This is a genomic window from Alteromonas sp. 5NW40-0090 (genome assembly GCF_057552975.1).
In genome coordinates, this window is the sequence record NZ_BAAJLT010000008.1 from 123008 (window position 1) to 143113 (window position 20106).

At 45.1% G+C, this 20106-nt stretch carries 15 protein-coding genes; 7 read left to right on the forward strand and 8 right to left on the reverse strand.

The window, feature by feature from the left end:
- Nucleotides 1-13 precede the first annotated feature (13 nt).
- The 3 genes from AC27KT_RS11495 to AC27KT_RS11505 all read right to left on the reverse strand — a co-directional run bounded on the left by AC27KT_RS11495 (nucleotide 14) and on the right by AC27KT_RS11505 (nucleotide 2632).
- Nucleotides 14-1198: a mandelate racemase/muconate lactonizing enzyme family protein gene (locus AC27KT_RS11495; protein ID WP_487130073.1), complete on the reverse strand. Its 1185-nt coding sequence runs from the start codon at nucleotides 1196-1198 to the stop codon at nucleotides 14-16.
- 55 nt (nucleotides 1199-1253) lie between these two features.
- Nucleotides 1254-2021: a class II aldolase/adducin family protein gene (locus AC27KT_RS11500; protein ID WP_487130075.1), complete on the reverse strand. Its 768-nt coding sequence runs from the start codon at nucleotides 2019-2021 to the stop codon at nucleotides 1254-1256.
- A 65-nt stretch (nucleotides 2022-2086) separates the two neighbouring features.
- Complete coding sequence (locus tag AC27KT_RS11505; protein WP_487130077.1) at nucleotides 2087-2632, reverse strand: NUDIX hydrolase; 546 nt, start codon at nucleotides 2630-2632, stop codon at nucleotides 2087-2089.
- 236 nt (nucleotides 2633-2868) lie between these two features.
- Between AC27KT_RS11505 and AC27KT_RS11510 the strand changes: the two genes are divergently transcribed.
- The 5 genes from AC27KT_RS11510 to AC27KT_RS11530 all read left to right on the forward strand — a co-directional run bounded on the left by AC27KT_RS11510 (nucleotide 2869) and on the right by AC27KT_RS11530 (nucleotide 10940).
- Nucleotides 2869-3918, forward strand: coding sequence for an efflux RND transporter periplasmic adaptor subunit (locus AC27KT_RS11510; RefSeq protein WP_487130079.1), 1050 nt, complete (start codon nucleotides 2869-2871; stop codon nucleotides 3916-3918).
- A 13-nt stretch (nucleotides 3919-3931) separates the two neighbouring features.
- A complete protein-coding gene (locus AC27KT_RS11515) occupies nucleotides 3932-7036 on the forward strand; it encodes an efflux RND transporter permease subunit (RefSeq protein WP_487130081.1) in 3105 nt (1034 codons plus the stop codon).
- A 501-nt stretch (nucleotides 7037-7537) separates the two neighbouring features.
- Complete coding sequence (locus AC27KT_RS11520) at nucleotides 7538-7942, forward strand: type 2 periplasmic-binding domain-containing protein (RefSeq protein WP_487130083.1); 405 nt, start codon at nucleotides 7538-7540, stop codon at nucleotides 7940-7942.
- Nucleotides 7943-7976: 34 nt separating this feature from the next.
- Nucleotides 7977-9176 carry a topoisomerase IV gene (locus AC27KT_RS11525; RefSeq protein ID WP_487130084.1) on the forward strand — a complete coding sequence of 400 codons (1200 nt, stop codon included), beginning with the start codon at nucleotides 7977-7979 and terminating at the stop codon, nucleotides 9174-9176.
- Between the two features lie 144 nt (nucleotides 9177-9320).
- The gene (locus AC27KT_RS11530; RefSeq protein ID WP_487130086.1) at nucleotides 9321-10940 is read left to right on the forward strand and encodes a methyl-accepting chemotaxis protein; all 1620 of its coding nucleotides are present in this window, start codon (nucleotides 9321-9323) and stop codon (nucleotides 10938-10940) included.
- Between the two features lie 168 nt (nucleotides 10941-11108).
- Here the strand turns inward: AC27KT_RS11530 and rpoD are convergent, their stop codons facing one another.
- From rpoD to rpsU, 4 genes are all read right to left on the reverse strand, one after another.
- Entirely contained in the window at nucleotides 11109-12941 is a 1833-nt protein-coding gene (gene rpoD, locus AC27KT_RS11535) for an RNA polymerase sigma factor RpoD (protein WP_014948265.1), read from the reverse strand.
- Nucleotides 12942-13419: 478 nt separating this feature from the next.
- Nucleotides 13420-15198, reverse strand: coding sequence for a DNA primase (gene dnaG, locus AC27KT_RS11540; protein WP_487130088.1), 1779 nt, complete (start codon nucleotides 15196-15198; stop codon nucleotides 13420-13422).
- Nucleotides 15199-15402: 204 nt separating this feature from the next.
- Nucleotides 15403-15849, reverse strand: a complete 447-nt coding sequence (locus AC27KT_RS11545) for a GatB/YqeY domain-containing protein (RefSeq protein WP_487130090.1) — start codon at nucleotides 15847-15849, stop codon at nucleotides 15403-15405.
- A gap of 241 nt (nucleotides 15850-16090) precedes the next feature.
- Entirely contained in the window at nucleotides 16091-16306 is a 216-nt protein-coding gene (gene rpsU / locus AC27KT_RS11550; protein ID WP_012517258.1) for a 30S ribosomal protein S21, read from the reverse strand.
- Nucleotides 16307-16827: 521 nt separating this feature from the next.
- On the opposite strand from rpsU, the gene tsaD reads away from it, so the two are divergent.
- Both tsaD and AC27KT_RS11560 read left to right on the forward strand, forming a co-directional pair.
- Nucleotides 16828-17853, forward strand: coding sequence for a tRNA (adenosine(37)-N6)-threonylcarbamoyltransferase complex transferase subunit TsaD (gene tsaD, locus AC27KT_RS11555; RefSeq protein ID WP_487130281.1), 1026 nt, complete (start codon nucleotides 16828-16830; stop codon nucleotides 17851-17853).
- Nucleotides 17854-18045: 192 nt separating this feature from the next.
- The gene (locus tag AC27KT_RS11560) at nucleotides 18046-19362 is read left to right on the forward strand and encodes an alkaline phosphatase family protein (protein ID WP_487130092.1); all 1317 of its coding nucleotides are present in this window, start codon (nucleotides 18046-18048) and stop codon (nucleotides 19360-19362) included.
- Here AC27KT_RS11560 and plsY read toward each other — a convergent pair.
- Entirely contained in the window at nucleotides 19352-19954 is a 603-nt protein-coding gene (gene plsY, locus AC27KT_RS11565; RefSeq protein ID WP_487130094.1) for a glycerol-3-phosphate 1-O-acyltransferase PlsY, read from the reverse strand. The two genes, AC27KT_RS11560 and plsY, sit on opposite strands and share 11 nt — an antisense overlap.
- Nucleotides 19955-20106: the final 152 nt, after the last annotated feature.

The window sequence follows — 20106 nt, forward strand, 5'->3', positions numbered from 1 at the left end:
TTGGGTTTCAGCTTTATTTAAGCTCAGTTACCGTCATGTGCGGCGAGCGATAAACCACCTCATCGTTTAGATCGATACCAATTCCCGGTGTGTCAGGCGCTTCAATGAAGCCGTTTACTGGCTGAGGATCTTGAATGCAAAGTTCACGGTTCCAGTCTTTAATAGCGTAGGTATGGTGCTCGTGAATTAAGAAGTTTGGAATGGCCGTTTCTAAATGTAGGCTTGCCGCTGTCGCAACGGGGCCTCCGCAAACGTGAGCCTGAATACGTACATCGTAAATGTCGGCATAGTCACACACCTTTTTCGCTTCGGTGAAACCGCCACAAAGGCCAACGTCAGGTTGAAGTACATCAATAGATTGGTCTTCAAGGTAAGGGCGTACATCCCAGCGATGGTACAGGCGCTCACCGCCCGCAATAGGCACGTTCACGTTCTGCGCTACTTTGTCGTGAAGCTTTGAGTTAAGGTAATTCACTGGCTCTTCGTAATATAGACAGCCAATTTCTTCAACGATGTCACCCAGCTGGATAGCCGTTGATGCACCTAATAAGCTGTGACATTCAAAGATGATGTCGCCATCTTCGCCCATTGTGTCTCTAATCGCCTGAAGACGAGCTTTGAAAAGTTTAAGCTCGGGCTTAGTGAACAGCTTGGTTCTGTCGAAATGGGTGTTGCCGTCTTTATCGTAAACGATGGGGTCAACTTTAACCGCATCGTAACCATCTTTAAGTGCTTTTTCAGTGGCGCGAGCATAGTCAGCGGGGTCGTTAAGCTTGGTTACTTCTTTGTCCCAATCAAACTGAAGCTGGCTCGCGTAGCTACGAAGCTTGCCATTAGTTTTGCCACCCAGTAATTCGTAAACCGGTAAGCCAAGCGCTTTGCCTTTAATGTCCCAAAGTGCAGTATCAATAGCGCTCATCGCAGCATAAATAACTGGGCCGCCGCCTAATCCCCAAAAGCCTTCGCGCAGCATTCTCGACCACAGTAGTTCGGTGTGAAAAGGATTAAAGCCAATCAGCATGGCTTCGGCAATTTCTTTAATCATATGTGCAGCGGCGCTGTGACCCCAATCATAAGCCAGTCCTGCTTCGCCCACACCTGTAATACCTTCGTCGGTGTAAACGCGCACGAAAACTGGGTTCCACTGAGGGCGCTTAGGGCATTCGATATCAAAAATTTCTACTTTGGTGACTTTCATAATGTATTAACAATTCCTGTTTGAAATAAGTTGGCGTTTAGCTGACTAAGCTAAATTATTCGCAAAAGCCTGGATCTAGTTTGTAAGCTTTGCGAAGCATGGCAGGCCATGCTTTTTGTCCGCCCGTTTCGCCGCTGTGCACCACATTGGCCTGTGCGTATATGCCATCAATAATGTTTTGCGGTATCTCGATAACCTCTTCATTAGACTGCATCAAGGCAAGCTGAATTTCGCACGCACGCTGCAAATCGTAAAAGCGCATAAAGGCGTCGCCAACGGTGGGACCAAGGGTTAAACCGCCGTGGTTAGGCAAAAGCATATGGTTAGTGTCGCCGAGGTCGTCCTGCAAACGTTTCTTTTCACTATCATCAACGGCTAGACCTTCGTAGCTGTGATAAGACAGTGACGGTAGTGAAAACATTGAATACTGGCTCCACGGCTTAAGTCCGCCTTTAACCGATGCGACTGAGATTGTGGCTAGTGTATGCAGATGAATAACACACTGGGCATCGTGGCGCACTTCGTGGATAGCACTGTGAATGGTGAAGCCAGCAGGGTTAATGCCGTAAGGCGTATCGTCAAGGATGTTACCTTCTAAATCGACTTTAACCAGGTTAGAGGCAGTAACCTCGTCAAATGTCAGGCCAAAGGCGTTAACCAAGTAGTGATCAGTGCCCGGTACCTTGGCTGAAATATGCGTGTAAATAAGGTCGCCCCATCGCATATCTGCAACTAATCGATAGCACGCAGCTAAATCGACACGAGTTTGCCATTCTTGATCAGAGACTTTGCCTTTTAGGCTTAAGGTTGGGAGTGAAAACAAGCCACTTCTCCTGTTTGTTTTATAGCGACAATTTACCAATACCCGCAACGATGAACAATGCTTTGTCAGCGCTGCTTTATATCGAATTGGGTATAGCCATCGCGCAAGGGAATAAGATCGTCAGCAAATCTCAATGCGTCGTGCTCTAGCATAAACGGATCTACTTTTACCAATCTTACTACCTCTATTTTTGCCCAATGTGGTGCATCGAAGCTCGCAGGAAGGCGCTCAATACCAGCATCCAGATTGCAGCCAAATAGAACCAAACCATTAGACGTGGTTGATAAATACGCGCTAACCTCTACATTGAACCCAGTCTCTTCCCATGTTTCTCTATGAGCAGTACAGGCAAGTGATTCATTATCATCCAAGGTCCCGCCTGGGAAGTCTAATTTGCCAGAAAGTCGGTGTTCTACCAAGAGTACGTCTTTGCCGGTTTTTATCAAACAGGCTGCGCCAACAGGAGATATGTTTGTACTTGCACCAGAGTGAAAGCTTTCCGATAAAAGCGCATCAGAAACGCGACACATTGGAGAGGAGGGGAAGGGCTGTGAACATGCGAAAAGCGTTAAAACAGCAAATATAGCTGATAAGCGAAATAAGATGGCCATTGATTTGGGTAAAATACTCTAGTGTCTGTTTGTAATTGCTTTAAAAGCAATCATATTTACCACACAGACTCTACGCAAAAATAAAAATAACACAACAAACAATAATAACGCGGTACACGAAACAATGTTTGGGAACGCTCACGTTTAACGTTAAGCGAATTTGTGTACTTGAGTGTCCATTGAGCGCTTAAAAAATTCATGCTCAAAGGAATACTATTTTACCAATAGGAAAGGTTATGTCTTTACGATTATCGTTATCACCCTTGTTACTAGGCGTGGTGCTACTTGCTGGCGTCGTGGCATATTTAAATATGCCTCAGGAAGAAAGTAAAAATAACGCCGGCGTAAGAGCCACACCTGTGAAAACAGGGGTTGTGTCGTCTCGAGCATTTCCTATTACTATCGAATCACTCGGTACGGCTACCGCGAACGAGTCGGTAAATATCACTGCACAAGTTACCGATACGGTAAAGGCTATAAATTTTAACGATGGCGATAAAGTCGTAGAAGACGAGCTTCTGGTGCAGCTCAATAACACCGAAGAGCGCGCTAGAGTTGAAGAGCTCAAAGCAAACATTGATGAGGCTAAACGTCAGTTTACTCGTATAGCCGACCTGCGTCAGTCAAATGCGACTTCTGAGCAGCTTCTCGACGAACAACAAGCCCGAGTGAAAGCGTTACAAGCTCAGTTAGATATTGCCTTGGCTCAGCTTAATGACCTCCAAGTTCGCGCGCCATTTAGTGGGTTTTTAGGCAACCGTGAAATCAGCATTGGTTCACTAGTACAGCCCGGCGATACTATTACTAGTTTAGATGACATTAGTCTCATCAAAGTTGACTTCAGCGTCGCTGAAAATCACCTTGCAAGCGTAGCCAAAGGGCAGCCGGTTAGTGCATCCTCAGTGGCTTATCCTGGCGAAGCATTTACGGGAAAAATCACTAATATCGACACACGCCTAGACCCTATTAGTCGCTCCATTCGTGTTCGCGCAACCATTGACAATCAAGACGGGCGCCTTCGCCCGGGTATGTTGCTTACCGTAGTGGTAGAAAAACGTGTGCTTAACGCCTTAGTTTTACCGGAAAAAGCATTGGTTCCAGTGCAAGATAAGCAATATGTTTATGTGGTTAAAGATGATGTTGCCCATCAAACAGAAGTGAAAATAGGCGAACGACGCCCAGGGCTAGTGCAAATTGTTAGCGGGTTGAATGAAGGTGACGAAGTGATAACCGAAGGCACACTTCGCGTGCGCGATCAGTCTCCAGTTAACGTGTTAAATCGCTAGGAGGCACGCAGTCATGTTATTGTCAGACGTTTCTGTGAAGCGCCCGGTTTTTGCAACCGTAATCAATCTGCTGCTGATTATTTTTGGTATCGTCGCTTTTTCTATGCTGAGTTTGCGTGAATACCCAGACATCGACCCGCCTATTGTATCGGTAAGTACAACCTACACGGGCGCCTCTGCGAACATAGTGGAAACCCGAATTACCCAGCTATTAGAAGACAGAATTTCAGGTATTGAGGGGATTAAAAACGTTACATCCACGTCTCGTAATGGTCGTTCAGACATTACCATCGAATTTAAACTTTCTAGAGATATCGATGCAGCAGCTAATGATGTACGCGAGCGAGTAAGTCGCGCACTTAATAACCTGCCAGACCAAGCCGATCCTCCAGAAGTATCGAAAGCGAACTCAGATGAAAGTGCCGTGGTGTGGTACAACCTTAGAAGCACGAACCTTAATACTATGGAGTTGACGGACTACGCCGAGCGGGTGTTAGTGGACAGGTTATCGATTGTAGATGGCGTGGCCCGCATACAAATTGGCGGTGGAAGACGCTATGCCATGAAAGTGTTCCTAGACCGCAATGCCATGGCAGCGAGAGGCATAACCGTAAGTGATGTAGAGCAAGTAATACGTGCTGAAAATGTAGAATTACCAGCAGGTGAAGTAGAAAGTACAGACCGCAACTTTGAAGTTCGCGTAGCACGCACCTTTCTAACACCTGACGATTTCGCTGCGCTAACGGTTGCCGTAGGAGACAACGGTTATCTAGTGCGACTTGGTGAAATTGCTAATGTTAAGTTAACCGCCGAAGATGACGAAACCGAGTTTCGTGGCGATGGCGTTAACATGATAGGGCTTGGTATTATCAAGCAATCAAAAGCAAACACACTTGAAGTAGCCCGCGCAGCGAAAGCGCAAATTGAAAGAATAGAAGCTACCTTGCCAGATAATATTTTTATTGTGCCAAGCTACGATTCGTCGGTATTTATCGAAGCGTCGATTGACGAAGTATATGAGACACTGGCTATCGCAATGCTAATGGTAGTTATCGTGATTTACCTTTTCCTGGGAAATATTCGCGCAACGCTTATCCCCGCGGTCACTGTGCCCGTCTCTATTATCGCCGCATTTATTGTGATGTATGCGCTGGGCTTCTCAATTAACCTACTAACGCTACTTGCTATGGTATTAGCCATTGGCCTTGTGGTGGATGACGCTATTGTTGTGCTTGAGAACATCTATCGACGTATAGAAATGGGAGAGCCGCCTATTTTGGCAGCCTATCGAGGTGCAAAAGAGGTAGGGTTCGCCGTCATTGCTACCACGCTGGTACTGATTTCTGTATTTGTGCCTCTCGTATTTCTTGAAGGGAATATTGGCAGACTATTTACCGAGTTTGCGTTGGCCATTGCTGCAGCAGTGGCATTTTCAAGTTTCACTGCTCTCACGCTATCCCCCATGATGGCGTCAAAAATACTCAAAAAGCGCCCCCGTTCTTCTGGCTTTGGTAGTTGGATGGACAAGCGGTTTACACAGCTAGAAACAGGCTATTTTAATACGCTAGGCAAAACACTCCATCAACCCATTCTAATGTTACTTTTACTAGCAATTGCGGTTGTAGCCTTGGTTCAGCTTTCTGAGAAAGTGCCAAGTGAGTTTGTGCCTAAAGAAGACAGAGGCAATTTTTTTATCTTAATGAATGCGCAAGAGGGCGCGAGTTTTGAAAGTAATGCTAGGAACCTAGAGCAAATTGAGAGCGTTCTAATGCCTTACCGCGAGAGTGGTAAAATTAATCGCCTACTAGTAAGAACGCCAGGTTTTGGTGGCAATGCAGGGATTGCGATAGTTGGCTCGGCAGACTGGGATGAACGAGATTTTAGTACATTTTCTTTAATGGACGAAATTAGCGCCAAACTCAACAGTGTGCCTGACGTTCGTGCTTTTGCGATTATGCGTAGCGGTATTTCGGGAGGTGGGCTAGGTCGTCCTGTTCAGTTTGTATTACAAGGTGACACCTACGAGAACCTGGTTGAATGGCGCGACACAGTAATACAAAAGGCCGCGCAAAACCCTGGACTGATTAGGCTAGACTCTGACTATAAAGAAACCTCGCCACAGCTGTTAGTAAATATAAATCGCGACAGGGCAGCAGACCTGGGCGTATCAATTAGTGATATTGGTAGTACGTTAGAAGTGATGCTAGGACAGCGTAGGGTGTCGACTTTCCTCGATAGAGGTGAGGAATACGATGTCATCATGGAAGGCATAGAGGAAGACTTCAGAAGCCCTAACAGCATAGAAAATTTATATGTTCGCTCATTTCGCACTGGTGAACTCATTCCCATGGATAACTTGTTAACGTTTGAAGAGCAAGCTACGTCTGCGCAGCTCAATCGATATAACCGAATGCGCGCTGTGACAATATCAGCAAATTTAGTAGACGGTTACACCTTGGGTGAAGCGCTAGCCTACTTAGAAGATATTGTCGCCACTGAATTGCCTGATAATGTATCTATTGATTACAAAGGCGAGTCACAACTGTATCAAGAAGCGGGGAATTCATTTATTTATGTCTTCATGCTGGCGCTTGCTGTGACTTATTTAATATTAGCAGCGCAGTTTGAGAGTTGGGTGCACCCGTTAGTTATTATGCTCACCGTGCCGTTGGCCTTGGTTGGTGCCTACATTGGGCTGTTTTTCAGCAATATGACTATCAATATCTACAGTCAAATTGGTTTGGTTATGCTCATCGGACTTGCTGCCAAAAACGGTATTCTGATAGTGGAGTTTGCTAATCAACTTCGCGACGCTGGTATGGAGTTTGAACAAGCACTTAAGCGAGCAGCCGCCCAGCGCCTACGGCCTATCGTTATGACAGGGTTTACAACCGTGTTTAGCTCTTTGCCTTTGGTCCTAGCTTCAGGGCCTGGCGCTGAGAGCCGAATGGTGATTGGTATGGTGATATTCTCAGGCGTGCTTGTTTCGGCATTTATGACCCTATACGTTGTGCCCACAGCCTATAGCTGGTTTGCAAGAAATACGGGCTCTCCAATGCAGCGAACCAATGAAATTAAAGCATTAGAAAAAACGATTCCTTATAAAAAAGGTGGATAAGAGGAATTTGGTAACAGGCTATTGGTCTTCTTTTAAACTCTCGCCAGCGCATGTTGGTGTGAGTTTAAAAATGCTAGGTATTTTTTTTTATACCATAATATGATTTGCCATCACTTCTATTATCATGTCTTTATTTTTTAAATTGCTGTTTTTATTGGTAAATTTTGTTTTTTTCGTATCGAATTTAATTTTCTTATCGGCGTTTATAAGCGCCAAAAGTATGTATTAGACAATTGTATAGTTGTCTAACTTTCTACGTCATCTACACTGCGCGACATTCTACACTGCTTATATAAGTTATTAATTTATATAAAGTAAAAATTTAGAGCTCAAAGTGGCGAATAATGCATTTGTGACCAATAATTACATCGTTGTAAATGTTCGGACACTCAAGCATATGTTTGCTTTTAATCGCTCAAATACGCAAAAGTCGTTTTTAGCGTCTCCATCGAAAGTAAAGAGCGATGAGCTAGCATTCACACAGACTCCAGAGGACATATGATGAAAAAATGGATACTTGCAGCAGGACTATGCTGCAACGTTGCGATTGCTGATGTAGCAGTCATCGTGCATCCCAGCAATGGAGATGCTTTAGATAAAGATAGCATTAGCCGACTTTTCTTGAATAAAGCAAAAGCTTTTCCTAGCGGTACACAAGCAGAGCCTGTTGCACTGGCTGAAGGCCAATCCGCCACCGATGAATTTAACGGCAAAGTATTAAATAAGACTGCGGCGCAGCTTACCGCGTTTTGGTCAAAACTAGTGTTTACTGGTAAGGGTCAGCCACCAAAAGCTTTGGGTAGTGACGCAGACGTAATTTCTGCGGTAGCAGGGAACCCAGGTGCAATAGGTTACGTAGACGCAGGCGCTGTTAACGATAGCGTTCGTGTTGTCGCCACCTTTTAACTTACCGTTAATACAAAGAATTTAAGGAATACGCATGAAAACCAAATTAGCTATGTTATCTATTGCAGGTCTTTTGGCTACACCAGCATTAGCCGATGTTCAAATTAACGGCTTTGCAAACCTTATTGGCGGCATAACGCTTGATGATGATGAGTCGGTATACGGCTACGACAGTGATTTTAGTTTCGACCCTGCAAGTGTTTTTGGCCTTCAGGTTCGTGGCGATGTAAGCGATAAGCTCTCTGCGACCGCCCAGTTGGTTGGCCGAGGCAGTGAAGATTACGACGCTGATTTTGAATGGGCATACATGACCTACGTGTTGAATAATAACTTCAACATTAGTGCAGGGCGTCTTCGCATGCCTTTATTTAAGTACTCTGCGTCATTAGATATCGGTTACTCGTATCACTGGCTAACACCACCAGATGCTGTATATGGCATTGACTTTAACAACATTGACGGTGTTCGTGTTGACTACATGAACTACTCAGGTGACTGGGAATATGGTGCACAGTTTACCGTTGGTCGTGTTGAGGCTGATACCACCATTTCAGGAACGCCTGCTGCGTTAGAATTGGAAAACGTGGTCGCTGTTTCATTTGAAGCAACACGTGATTGGTTCAGTGCGCGTACTTTGCTAGCACGTGGTAAAACAAGTGCTGCGAATGCTGACTTTGACACATTTGTTGGTGGTTTAAATCAATATGGTGCCTTTATTCCTGCGGCGTCTTTAGCCGCTGAAGGCCTAAGTGTAAACGAAGATACAGGTACCTTCTTTGAAGTGGCTGTTGATATCGATAAGTACGATTGGTTTGTGGGTGCAGAATTTACCCAAACAGAAGTTGATGGCTCTGTTATTGCCGATAATAAAGCATGGTACGTTACGGCGGGTATGCGCTTTGGCAAGTTTACACCACATATTACTTACGAAGTTGAAGAAGCGGATAATGGCACTCAACTAGGTTTAATTGCTGCATTGCCTGCTACGATTGCGACAGGTGATGCCGTGGTTGATGCTACTTGGAACGGCGCAAATGGCTCGCCGGGTATTTACCAAACGGCGGCAGGTATTGCTGCTCAACAAGAACTAGAAGTATCTGCAGTAACTGTAGGTCTTCGTTACGACGTTGAGCCAGGCTTTGCGCTAAAAACTGACGTAACTTGGTACTCTGACGATTTAAACGATCTAAACGACGCAACGTTGCTTAAAGTTGGCGTGAACTATACGTTCTAACTGCTTGTTATGGCCCCGCGTCTTGATTCGGGGCCATAAATTTCACTAAAGATTTTAGCTATTTGGTAGATAAGTTAGATATGATGTTTTTTTCAGGTAAAACTGAAACGTAGTTAAGTAATTATAAAAACAGTGGGATAGCGGATGAACTTTCTTAAAAAAATGCCTATTGCGACAAAGATCTTCCTCATACCGGGGATCGCAGCGCTAAGTTTTGTTATTTACTTACTTATCACTGTTTATACCGCGCTCAACAACGGTGCAACATTAGAAAAAGTTCAGAAAGTTCAATTTCCTGCCCTTCAACTATCGGCATCGACCTTAGTTGATATGCAAAAGGTTCGCGATACCCTTGCGAGCGCAGTGACCACTGGTGATCAAGACACCCTTACCATGGCGCAAGAGCTCGCCGAAGAAGCAAAAAGCGGCTTAAACCAAATTGCTTCTATTAGCCCTGAATTTCGTAGTGAAATTTCCCGCATCTCCTCAGGCTTTGATAATTATTTCGATGTTGCCTACGACGTATCACAGTCTATGGTCAACGGCACTGCCGACTTCAGTCGTTTAGGCGAACTCTCAGCCCAAATGAATCAGTCATACGATGGTGCCATCGCTGCGATGTCTCAATTTCGTGATGCTCAACAGGCGGCATTTGAAGAAGCATTTAAAAACACAGACAGTGCCAATACCTCGTTAATTAGCACAGGCGTCATTTTAGCCGTTGTTGTGACTATACTGCTGTTTGGAACAGCGGTACCTATTGTTCGCGGCATTAAGCAAAGTATTGATGATGTGGTTCGTTCCCTTAAAGATATTGCTCAAGAAAACGGTGACCTAACGGTTCGCATAGAAACCAAAAGCGAAGATGAAATTGGCGAGTTGGTGTATTGGTTCAACCAATTTATGGACAAACTGCAAGGCGTAGTGCGTGATGTGGTAGAAGCGAGTTTACCACTATCAAACCTAGCGCAGAACTTACGCGGTGTAACGGAAGAAACCCAGCGCACCATTGATGTACAGCAAAAGTCTGCAACCAATGCTAAGCGTGCGGTAGATACGATGAGTGGCTCTGTTGACGGTGTTGCACATAGCGCAGCGCAGGCGGCCAGTGACGCTAACGAAGCGACAACAGCGGCGAGTGAAGGTCGTCAAATTGTACAGCAAACTGTAACCAGTATTCAGCAACTTGCTGAGAACGTTCGTGAAACAGCAGATGTTATTGCACGCTTAGAGTCTGATTCTAATAAAGTGGGCTCGGTGCTAGATGTAATTAAAGGTATTGCAGAGCAAACTAACTTGCTAGCACTGAATGCCGCTATTGAGGCTGCAAGAGCGGGTGAGCAGGGTAGAGGCTTTGCGGTAGTCGCAGATGAAGTGAGAACGCTAGCGTCTCGTACTCAACAGTCTACGGAAGAAATTCAAAGCACCATCGAACAGCTTCAAAGCGCAGCACACTCAGCAGTAGAAGTGATGTCACGTGGTACTGAGCAAGCAACAAGCAGCGTTGAAACAGCCAACAAAGCGGGAAGTAGCTTAGAAACCATTACCAGTACTATTGGGCGCATCAATCAAATGAACGAGCAAATTGCGCACAATACCGAAGACCAGCGCACGGTAGCAGTGGATATTGTACGTCACGTTGATGAAATTCATCAGCGCACTGAGCAAACGGCGAGCCGTTCAGGTGAATTAGGCAGTATGTGTAATGAGCTTGCTGACCTTGCGCAGCACCTTGAATCCATTGCTAAGCAATTTAGAGTGTAAGCGATAGCTTTATCAATAAACATGAATTGAAAGCCTCCGTATGGAGGCTTTTTTGTGGGTTTAGCTAACAGATCAAAGGCTGTGTTTTCTGTTACCTAAAGATAAAAGAAAGGCATAAAAAAATCCCCAGCTAAGGCCGGGGATTTTTATTTTAAAGTAATGCTTTTTCTATTCGTCTAAGAAGCTGCGTAGCTGCTCAGAGCGGCTAGGGTGGCGAAGCTTGCGAAGTGCTTTCGCTTCAATTTGACGAATACGCTCACGGGTTACGTCAAACTGCTTACCTACTTCTTCTAGGGTGTGGTCGGTATTCATGTCGATACCGAAGCGCATGCGAAGTACCTTTGCTTCACGGGCGGTCAGGCCTGCTAGTACTTCCTGCGTTGCATCCTTTAGGCTACCGCCAGTTGCTGAGTCGAGGGGCTGAATAATCGTGCTGTCCTCGATAAAGTCGCCAAGATGTGAATCTTCATCATCACCGATAGGGGTTTCCATCGAGATTGGCTCTTTAGCAATTTTAAGTACCTTACGAATTTTGTCTTCAGGCATTAACATGCGCTCTGACAACTCTTCAGGGGTAGGCTCACGACCCATTTCCTGAAGCATTTGACGAGAGATACGGTTAAGCTTGTTGATCGTCTCAATCATGTGAACAGGGATACGGATAGTACGCGCCTGGTCAGCAATAGAGCGAGTAATCGCCTGACGAATCCACCACGTTGCATAAGTTGAGAACTTATAACCACGACGGTATTCGAACTTATCCACCGCCTTCATTAGACCAATGTTACCTTCTTGAATAAGGTCTAGGAATTGAAGACCACGGTTGGTGTACTTCTTAGCAATTGAGATAACAAGACGTAAGTTAGCTTCAACCATTTCTTTCTTCGCGCGGCGTGCTTTCGCTTCACCGATTGACATGCGACGGTTGATGTCTTTGATATCTGCGATCACCAAGCCAGTTTCCTGCTCAACTTGGTTCATTTTGCTAATACAGCGTTCAATTTCTTCTTGGTTTACAGCAAGGTCAGCGGCGTATGGAGCACCTGATTTAACTGCTTCGTGTAACCACGCGTTAGACGTCTCGTTACCCGCAAATGCTTTGATGAAGTCTTTCTTCGGCATTTTTGCGTTAACAACACAGAACTTCATCACTAGACGTTCTTGAATACGCACTTTGTCCATCATCTCACGCATGTTTTTAACCATGCGGTCGAACTGTTTTGGAACTAGGCGGAATTCTTTGAAAACATCGCTTAGTGCATTAATTTGCGTGCGAGAGTCAGCATGAGCACGGCCTTTCTTCTCGATAACTTCACGAGTTTTAAGATATTGCTCACGAAGCTCAGTGAATCGCTCACGAGCTAACTCTGGGTCAACACCGCTATCGTCTTCGTCGCTATCGTCGTCATCTTCATCGTCGTCTTCATCATCTAATTCTTCTTCAGATAACTCAGAACCAACGTGAGTAGCCGTTGGAGCAAGGTCTTGCTCGTCGTTAGGATCAACAAAGCCAGAGATGATGTCGCTCAAGCGAATCTCTTCTGCTTCGTATAGATCCCACTGGTCTAATAGATAAGTGATGGCTTCTGGGTATTCAGCAACTGAACATTGTACCTGATTGATACCATCTTCAATTCGCTTAGCGATTTCAATTTCGCCTTCACGAGTAAGAAGTTCAACCGTACCCATTTCACGCATGTACATGCGAACTGGGTCAGTCGTACGGCCAATTTCACTTTCTACAGTAGCGAGCGCCTGAGCTGCCGCTTCTGCAGCATCCTCATCAGCATTCGCTTCTTGCATGAGAAGTTCGTCTGCATCAGGAGCTGATTCAGAAACTTGAATTCCCATGTCGTTAATCATGCGGATTATGTCTTCGATTTGATCAGAATCGACAATATCTTGCGGCAGGTGGTCGTTTACTTCTGCAAAGGTTAAGTAACCTTGCTCTTTACCTTTTGCAATCAGGAGTTTAATCTGAGACTGCTTGCTTTGCGCCATATAACCTACACTTCTCACATTCAATTAGTTAGCAATAGAAAAGACAACATACACAAAGGTATGTTCCCCGTTCTGCTGTAGTACTGCTTTTGTATCAAGGCCGTTAATGCTCGATGCCACGCTGGTCTATACCATTATGTTGCGATGCACATCTGCTCGGGTTCGGATCTGCCCGTTATGTTCGGCTATATCTTTGCTACTCGTGCTGCTGCATTTTTGTTCACTTTATCGTGAACGAGACACGTTTATCTGTGCCCACAGCGAATTAGCCAGTATAGCAGAATAAGCGGTGGTTTTACCAGATTGATGGCCGATTTTTTAGCCAGTGTTTTTGAGCTACAAAACTGCGCATAATCACAGCGCGTATTCTTGCTTAAATAAATTCCTTAATACAAACTCATTAACATAAGCGTTTAAAATCGCCTTATGTAAAAGCCTACAGAAAAACAGGCTAACCTCTAGGTCAGTTTGCCCAAGGTTAACTCTTCTGTCTTTCCCTCATAAGTAGGTTCAGTTCCTGTTTTTCCGCCTGTGTTAGCGGCTGAACCCGCGAGCGTGAAATTAAGGTTTCAATGCGGCTATCGAAATGCCCGTCCAGTAAGCGAGCGAAGCTGTCGTTATAAACCCGTTCAGCATCCTCGTCTTTAACCAAGTGTTCTTGTAACAATAATTTCGCGATAGTAGAAGAATGGGGATGGTCGCGGAAATTTTCAACAAGCTGCGCGGTTTTTGCTTGAGGGTGACTTACGCAATAGCGATGCACATCGCGTAATAAATCCATGCCAGCTGCGTTACTGCCCGCGAAAATATCAATTTGAACGTCTTCACATAGCGTGGCTAATTCAGGTTTATCAAGTAGCAAGCGTATCAGCATGCGAAGGGGTGATAGTTTAGGCTTGTTTACCTGATTGCGATTCGGTGAATAAGCTTGCTTCGAACCTTGATTGGCTTTGGTGATATCTTGCTGAAGTTTAAATCGATCGAACTCGCCGGTGTGCTTGGCTAATTCTTCCAGCAACATTTGCTTTTGATCATCACCTAATGTGCTCTCAATAAGCGGCATTGCCGCTTTTTTAAGGGCAATTTTACCTTCCGGCGTGCCCACATTGTGCGTTTTTAATAAGTTTTCAAAGAAAAAGCGGGATAACGGCATAGCGTCATTAAGCATGTCCATAAAGGCATCTTTGCCCACCTGACGCACCATAGTGTCGGGGTCTTCGCCATCGGGTAGGAATAAAAACGAAATACGCACGCCATCTTTTAATGCGGGTAAGGCGTTTTCTAAGGCGCGCCAAGCCGCTTCACGGCCTGCGCGGTCGCCATCATAACAGCACACAATATGAGACGTAGCGCGAACCAGCATTTGAATATGTTCAGGTGTGGTAGCTGTACCTAGCGCAGCAGTAGCAATATTAATATCGAACTGACTGAGCGCCACTACGTCCATATAGCCCTCTACAATAACGACGGTATCAAGGCTACGGTTTTTTTGTCTGGTAGAATAAAAGCCAAAGAGCTCACTGCCTTTGTGGAAGATACGCGTTTCCGGCGAGTTTAAATATTTAGGGCCGCCGTCATCCAGTACTCGGCCCCCGAAACCCACTACACGACCCCGTTTGTCCCTGATAGGAAACATAATGCGGTCGCGGAAGAAGTCGTAGGTACGTCCTTGGTCGTTTTTATTGACCAGCTTTAAATCGACCAGTTGCTTGATGCGCTGTGGATCTTTGCCGAAGGTATTTAGCAGCGCGTCCCAGCTGTCTGGCGCGTAGCCAATTTCCCATTGTTTAACGATGTCGCCGCTTAACCCTCGGTTTTTCAAATAGTCGATGGCTTTCTTACTGTTACCATTTTGACGTAACTGATGCTGGAAAAAGCGTGCAACTTGCTCCATTACCGCGTAATCGTCTTGCTGTTGCTGCTTTTTCTCTTCGCTCATGGCAGGGCGACTGCCTTTTTCGCGGGGAACTTCAAGTCCGTGATAACGGGCTAGCTCTTCAATCGCCTCGACAAATTCTAAGCGGTCGAATTCCATAATAAACGAGATAGCATTACCGTGAGCGCCACAGCCGAAACAGTGGTAAAACTGTTTGTCTTGACTAACAGTGAAAGATGGCGACTTTTCGTTGTGAAAAGGGCAGCACGCTTGGTAGTTTTTACCTGCTTTTTTAAGTTTAACTCGGCTATCTACCACTTCTACCACATCGGTACGTGACAGCAGGTCATCTATAAAATCGCGAGGTATCTTTCCAGCCATGAGGGTACTTTCAACAAAAGTTAGTTAAAAAAAGGTTAGTTAAAAAAGAATGAGAAAAGCACAAGTTATAACTGCGCTTTAAACGACAGGCTACAACATTATGAAAACAGTAATCTACTGTAACAGGGAAGTGTAAAAATGAGAACAATGAAGGTGTGACAATGCACACCTTCTACACGCTTCACTTTTACGAAAGGGCAGAGTTTAAGCGTTCAAACGCGCCTTAATTTTCGCACTCAAAGCACCCATGTCGGTGCGGCCTTGAACCTTAGGTTTCAAGGCGCCCATGACTTTACCCATATCCTGCATACCCGATGCTCCGGTCGCAGCCATGGTTTCGTCGATAAGTGCATTTAGCTCATCGTCAGTCAAAGGCTGAGGTAAGAAATCTTCAATGTAAGTGATTTCTTCACGCTCTTTGCTAGCTAGGTCGTCGCGGTTTGCTGCGTCAAATTGCGCAGCCGCGTCTTGGCGCTGCTTAACCATTTTGGTCAGTACTGCTAAGATTGCACTGTCGTCTAGCGTAATTTGTTCATCGATTTCTTTTTGTTTAATGGCAGCTATTGCCATGCGAATAGTACCAAGACGTACTTTTTCTTTTGCACGCATCGCATCTTTTTGCGCTGCTTTTAAATCATCAATTAGTGCCATGATGTTTCCTGATTTTTTATTAGTAGATTGAGCTGGTACCAACCCGCATAGATCATTGCCCACTCAGAAGGTAATGATCTATGCGGACTGCTATTATTAAGCCCCAGGTTGAAAATCAAATGCAACCATTTTGAAAAGGAAAAAATGGAGTCGTTAAGAATAAGGCCAAAAAAATAAAGGCCCAGAAACGCGAAAGGTGCTGCAATTGCAACACCTTTCAGACTCGTTACTTAACCCTATATTAGTAGAGTTTTACGCGACGTGCGTTTTCACGAGCTAGCTTCTTAAGATGACGCTTCTTAGCGGCAGCTTTCTTGCGCTTGCGTTCCCAAGTTGGCTTTTCGAAGAATTCACGACGACGAACTTCAGAAAGAACACCTGCTTTTTCACAAGAACGCTTAAAACGACGCAGCGCCACATCAAACGGCTCGTTTTCTCTAACTTTAACGATAGGCATTAAACACTCACCTCAAAACTTTTACTGTGTAAATCCGGGTAAAATTGTGCGCTAAAAAGGCCACCCGGGTTAAAAATGGTGCGAAATTCTAATCATATCTACAGAGAAAGTAAAGGATGAATTGCCAAAAAATAGCCAATATTGTGCATTTACCGTTCATTTACCAGTTCACTGGCATTCCATGAATGCAGGATTAAAGGTAAACTCTGCGCTCGTTAAGCACCGTGTTATTTAACTCGGCTTATATAAGCGCCCTTTTCAGAATGTTTTCTTGCTCAATTCCCTTTTGAAAAATGAGTGATCAAAAGTGTTGAACCGGATGATCCTGACTAGGGTAGTGTTATGATCGCGGCGGGATCATAAAGATGATCGCATCAGATCGCCAGAATTATTTTCTTAGTTTTGGATATTAGCTTTGTCACTATGGCTCTCAACAATTGTATGAACATGTGTTGTGATAAAAAGACGACAGCAAATCCAAAAACGAAGCAGTGAAGTTAGTAGTAAAAGGGTTACTCCCCATGCGTATTTTAGGAATAGAAACATCTTGTGACGAAACTGGCATCGCCGTTTACGACGATGAAAAAGGGTTGCTGTCGCACGAACTATATAGCCAAGTAAAGCTGCACGCCGACTACGGTGGTGTTGTGCCTGAACTTGCGTCACGGGATCACGTGAGAAAGATCATTCCTTTAATCGAAAAGGCTATGGAAGACGCTAACACCCAGCCAACAGAGATCGACGGCGTTGCTTTTACCCAAGGTCCTGGTTTAGTGGGGGCGTTATTAGTGGGTTCGTCGGTAGGGCGTTCATTGGCCTATGCGTGGAATGTACCTGCGGTGGGCGTTCATCATATGGAAGGGCATTTATTAGCGCCCATGCTTGAAGATGACGCGCCGGAATTTCCCTTCGTTGCGCTATTAGTGTCAGGTGGCCACTCAATGTTGGTTAAAGTTGAAGGCATTGGCCAATACGAAGTACTTGGCGAGTCTATTGATGATGCCGCTGGTGAAGCCTTTGATAAAACCGCCAAGTTGCTTGGCCTTGATTACCCAGGCGGCCCTCTTTTAGCAAAATTGGCTGAAAAGGGAGAAGCGGGACACTATAAGTTTCCTCGCCCGATGACCGACAGACCAGGACTAGATTTCAGTTTCAGTGGTTTAAAGACCTTTGCTGCAAACACCATTCGCGATGCTGACCTAACCGGTGGTGATGCTGAGCAAATAAAAGCGAATATTGCCTACGCGTTTCAAGAAGCCGTCGTTGATACGCTTATTATAAAATGTAAGCGAGCGTTAAAGCAGACTGGCATGAAGCGTTTGGTTATTGCTGGCGGCGTAAGTGCAAATACAATGTTGCGCAGTGAGATGAAAGCCCTGATGCAAGAGCTAAAAGGTGAGGTGTTTTATCCTAGCTTAGCGTATTGTACAGATAATGGTGCCATGATTGCCTATGCGGGCATGCAGCGTTTGAAAGCTGGGGAAACCTTGGCCTTGTCTTCTCAAGCCAAGCCGCGCTGGCCCCTTGATACTTTATCGGCGATTTAGGTATTCATAAAAAGCCAGCAATTAGGCGCAACACCTCGTTGTAAACACTACTCTGTCTTCCCCAAGTTCACTGGGAAAATATTGAGCATAGCAAGCAGGTAAAACAAAAAAGCATAAATAAAAGGCAATGGGAGCGCATTCCATTGCCTTTTGTTTTACTAAAATGAACATTGAGTAAGGACGTTAAAAACCATGCGCTTAGCAACAGACGGAACAAAACAAAATGCACCGCTATCCTATTTAGCACTGTCGTTATTTATTTCGCTTACCTTTGCAGCGCTCACTGCGTCCAATGCATTTGCATCAAGCAAAGCACCCTTGAATGACTTTGTAAAAGGCCCGAAGCAAGAGCAGCAAGGTCAGTATGTCGTGCTCATTTCTCTTGATGGATTTCGCCACGACTATATAGAGTTACACAATGCGGAGCATCTTGGCGCCATTGCAAAGCAGGGGGTAAGAGCCTCGTCTATGACCCCTGTTTATCCGTCGAATACCTTTCCCAACCATATTTCTTTGATCACTGGGCTGCTTCCTAAACATCACGGTATCGTGAATAACCGTTTTTATGATAAATCCCGCCCTACAAAAGAGGGTTATGCAAAATATCAACTAGGTTATGGCGGAATGGACAGCACGTGGATTACAGCAACACCGCTATGGAATTTAGTGGAATACCACGGGATGAAGGCTGCTACCTTTTTCTGGCCAGAGTCTGATTCACGCATATCAGGTACCTTGCCTAGCTACTTCTATCACTACTCTAAATACGCCGATTACCAGCAGCGGGTAGATCAAATTATAACTTGGTTGAAATTACCTGAGGTGTCGCGCCCTCGCTTTATTGCGGGTTATTTCTCGCTTACCGATTCGGTTGGACATGATGAAGGACCTTTTGCCGACAAAACCAATGATGCGGTGCAGGAAGTGGATGCGCTTATTGGTCAACTTTATGAACGCATTAACGCATTGGATTTACCGGTAAACTTGGTGGTGGTGTCGGACCACGGCATGACACCCATTGATGAAAATCTGCTTGTAGAAGTTGAGTCTTTATCTATACCTGATAGCTTCATTATTGAAAATGAAGGAGCGCAAGTTCATCTTTACGCCAAAGACGGCGTGCACGATAAACAAATCACTGAAGAAATAGAACGTCTCACCCATATAGCCGAAAACCGTTACATTGTGCTTAACGATACCCAGCGCGCTGAGCGACATATGGAAGTGGGAAATAGAACCGGCGATATCATTATTGAGATAGCCCCACCAGCACGCTTTAAAAACGCCAACAGCATGCATATTAGCAAAGGTGGGCATGGCTACATGAACACGCTGCCTGATATGGGGGCGACGTTTGTTGCAGTGGGACCTGCGTTTAAAACGAATACCACCCTACCTGTGTTTAGCAACCTGGAGGTTTACCCTGCGTTGGCTAAAATATTGGGGGTTACTCCGGTTACGCCGATAGATGGTAAGTTAGATGTGCTGGAAAAGGCGCTTACTCTTTAACTTTTCCCTTATCCCATACTTTACTTTCATTGCCTGCTAAAAGACGGCCAATGTTGTCTTTGTGGCGTAGAATGATAAGCAGCGAAAGCATTGCCACGGGCACAGTGTACAAAGGCTTAATTAAAAATGTGAAAAGCGGCGCAAGCGACACCGCAATGAGCGCACCGAGGGAAGAATAGCCGGTTAGAAAAACCACCACTACCCAGCTTAGAATAAGCAAACCTGCTAAATCCAGCCCAATAGGCAGCATGGCACCAAAGGCGGTAGCGACGGCTTTACCGCCTTTGAAACCAAAATAAAGCGGAAAGATATGGCCTAAACACGCAAAAATAGCAATTATGCCAAGCATAATTGGTTCTATGCCCAAAAAGTAGCTTCCGTAAACGGGAATGGTGCCTTTCAAAATATCCATAACAAGCACCAGTAGCGCAGGAATACGACCACCCAAGCGATATACGTTAGTTGCTCCAGGGTTTTTAGAGCCGGCGGTTCTCGGATCCGGTAAACCAAATAATTGGCTTATAACCACTGCACTTGATAGTGAACCGAAGAGGTAGGCAACAGCAGCCATTAAAAGCGTTAGCGAAATCATTTTTTCATTCTAATTATCAAAAGCGTTTTAGAAGCACGACCTTTCAGGTTTCACTTCTTTTGTAGGAGGTTAAAGGCTTGTGCTCTATTAAATTACAAACCTTGGTTGCCCCCAGTTGTCATACAGCGGTATAGTTGTGCCACACATGCGTA

Bases quoted from the DNA above. Each gene is read 5' to 3' on its own strand.
- AC27KT_RS11495 (WP_487130073.1), bottom strand. From the start codon at position 1,198: ATGAAAGTCACCAAAGTAGAAATTTTTGATATCGAATGCCCTAAGCGC.
- AC27KT_RS11505 (WP_487130077.1), bottom strand. From the start codon at position 2,632: ATGGCCATCTTATTTCGCTTATCAGCTATATTTGCTGTTTTAACGCTT.
- AC27KT_RS11510 (WP_487130079.1), top strand. From the start codon at position 2,869: ATGTCTTTACGATTATCGTTATCACCCTTGTTACTAGGCGTGGTGCTA.
- AC27KT_RS11515 (WP_487130081.1), top strand. From the start codon at position 3,932: ATGTTATTGTCAGACGTTTCTGTGAAGCGCCCGGTTTTTGCAACCGTA.
- AC27KT_RS11520 (WP_487130083.1), top strand. From the start codon at position 7,538: ATGAAAAAATGGATACTTGCAGCAGGACTATGCTGCAACGTTGCGATT.
- AC27KT_RS11525 (WP_487130084.1), top strand. From the start codon at position 7,977: ATGAAAACCAAATTAGCTATGTTATCTATTGCAGGTCTTTTGGCTACA.
- AC27KT_RS11530 (WP_487130086.1), top strand. From the start codon at position 9,321: ATGAACTTTCTTAAAAAAATGCCTATTGCGACAAAGATCTTCCTCATA.
- rpoD (WP_014948265.1), bottom strand. From the start codon at position 12,941: ATGGCGCAAAGCAAGCAGTCTCAGATTAAACTCCTGATTGCAAAAGGT.
- dnaG (WP_487130088.1), bottom strand. From the start codon at position 15,198: ATGGCTGGAAAGATACCTCGCGATTTTATAGATGACCTGCTGTCACGT.
- AC27KT_RS11545 (WP_487130090.1), bottom strand. From the start codon at position 15,849: ATGGCACTAATTGATGATTTAAAAGCAGCGCAAAAAGATGCGATGCGT.
- rpsU (WP_012517258.1), bottom strand. From the start codon at position 16,306: ATGCCTATCGTTAAAGTTAGAGAAAACGAGCCGTTTGATGTGGCGCTG.
- tsaD (WP_487130281.1), top strand. From the start codon at position 16,828: ATGCGTATTTTAGGAATAGAAACATCTTGTGACGAAACTGGCATCGCC.
- AC27KT_RS11560 (WP_487130092.1), top strand. From the start codon at position 18,046: ATGCGCTTAGCAACAGACGGAACAAAACAAAATGCACCGCTATCCTAT.
- plsY (WP_487130094.1), bottom strand. From the start codon at position 19,954: ATGATTTCGCTAACGCTTTTAATGGCTGCTGTTGCCTACCTCTTCGGT.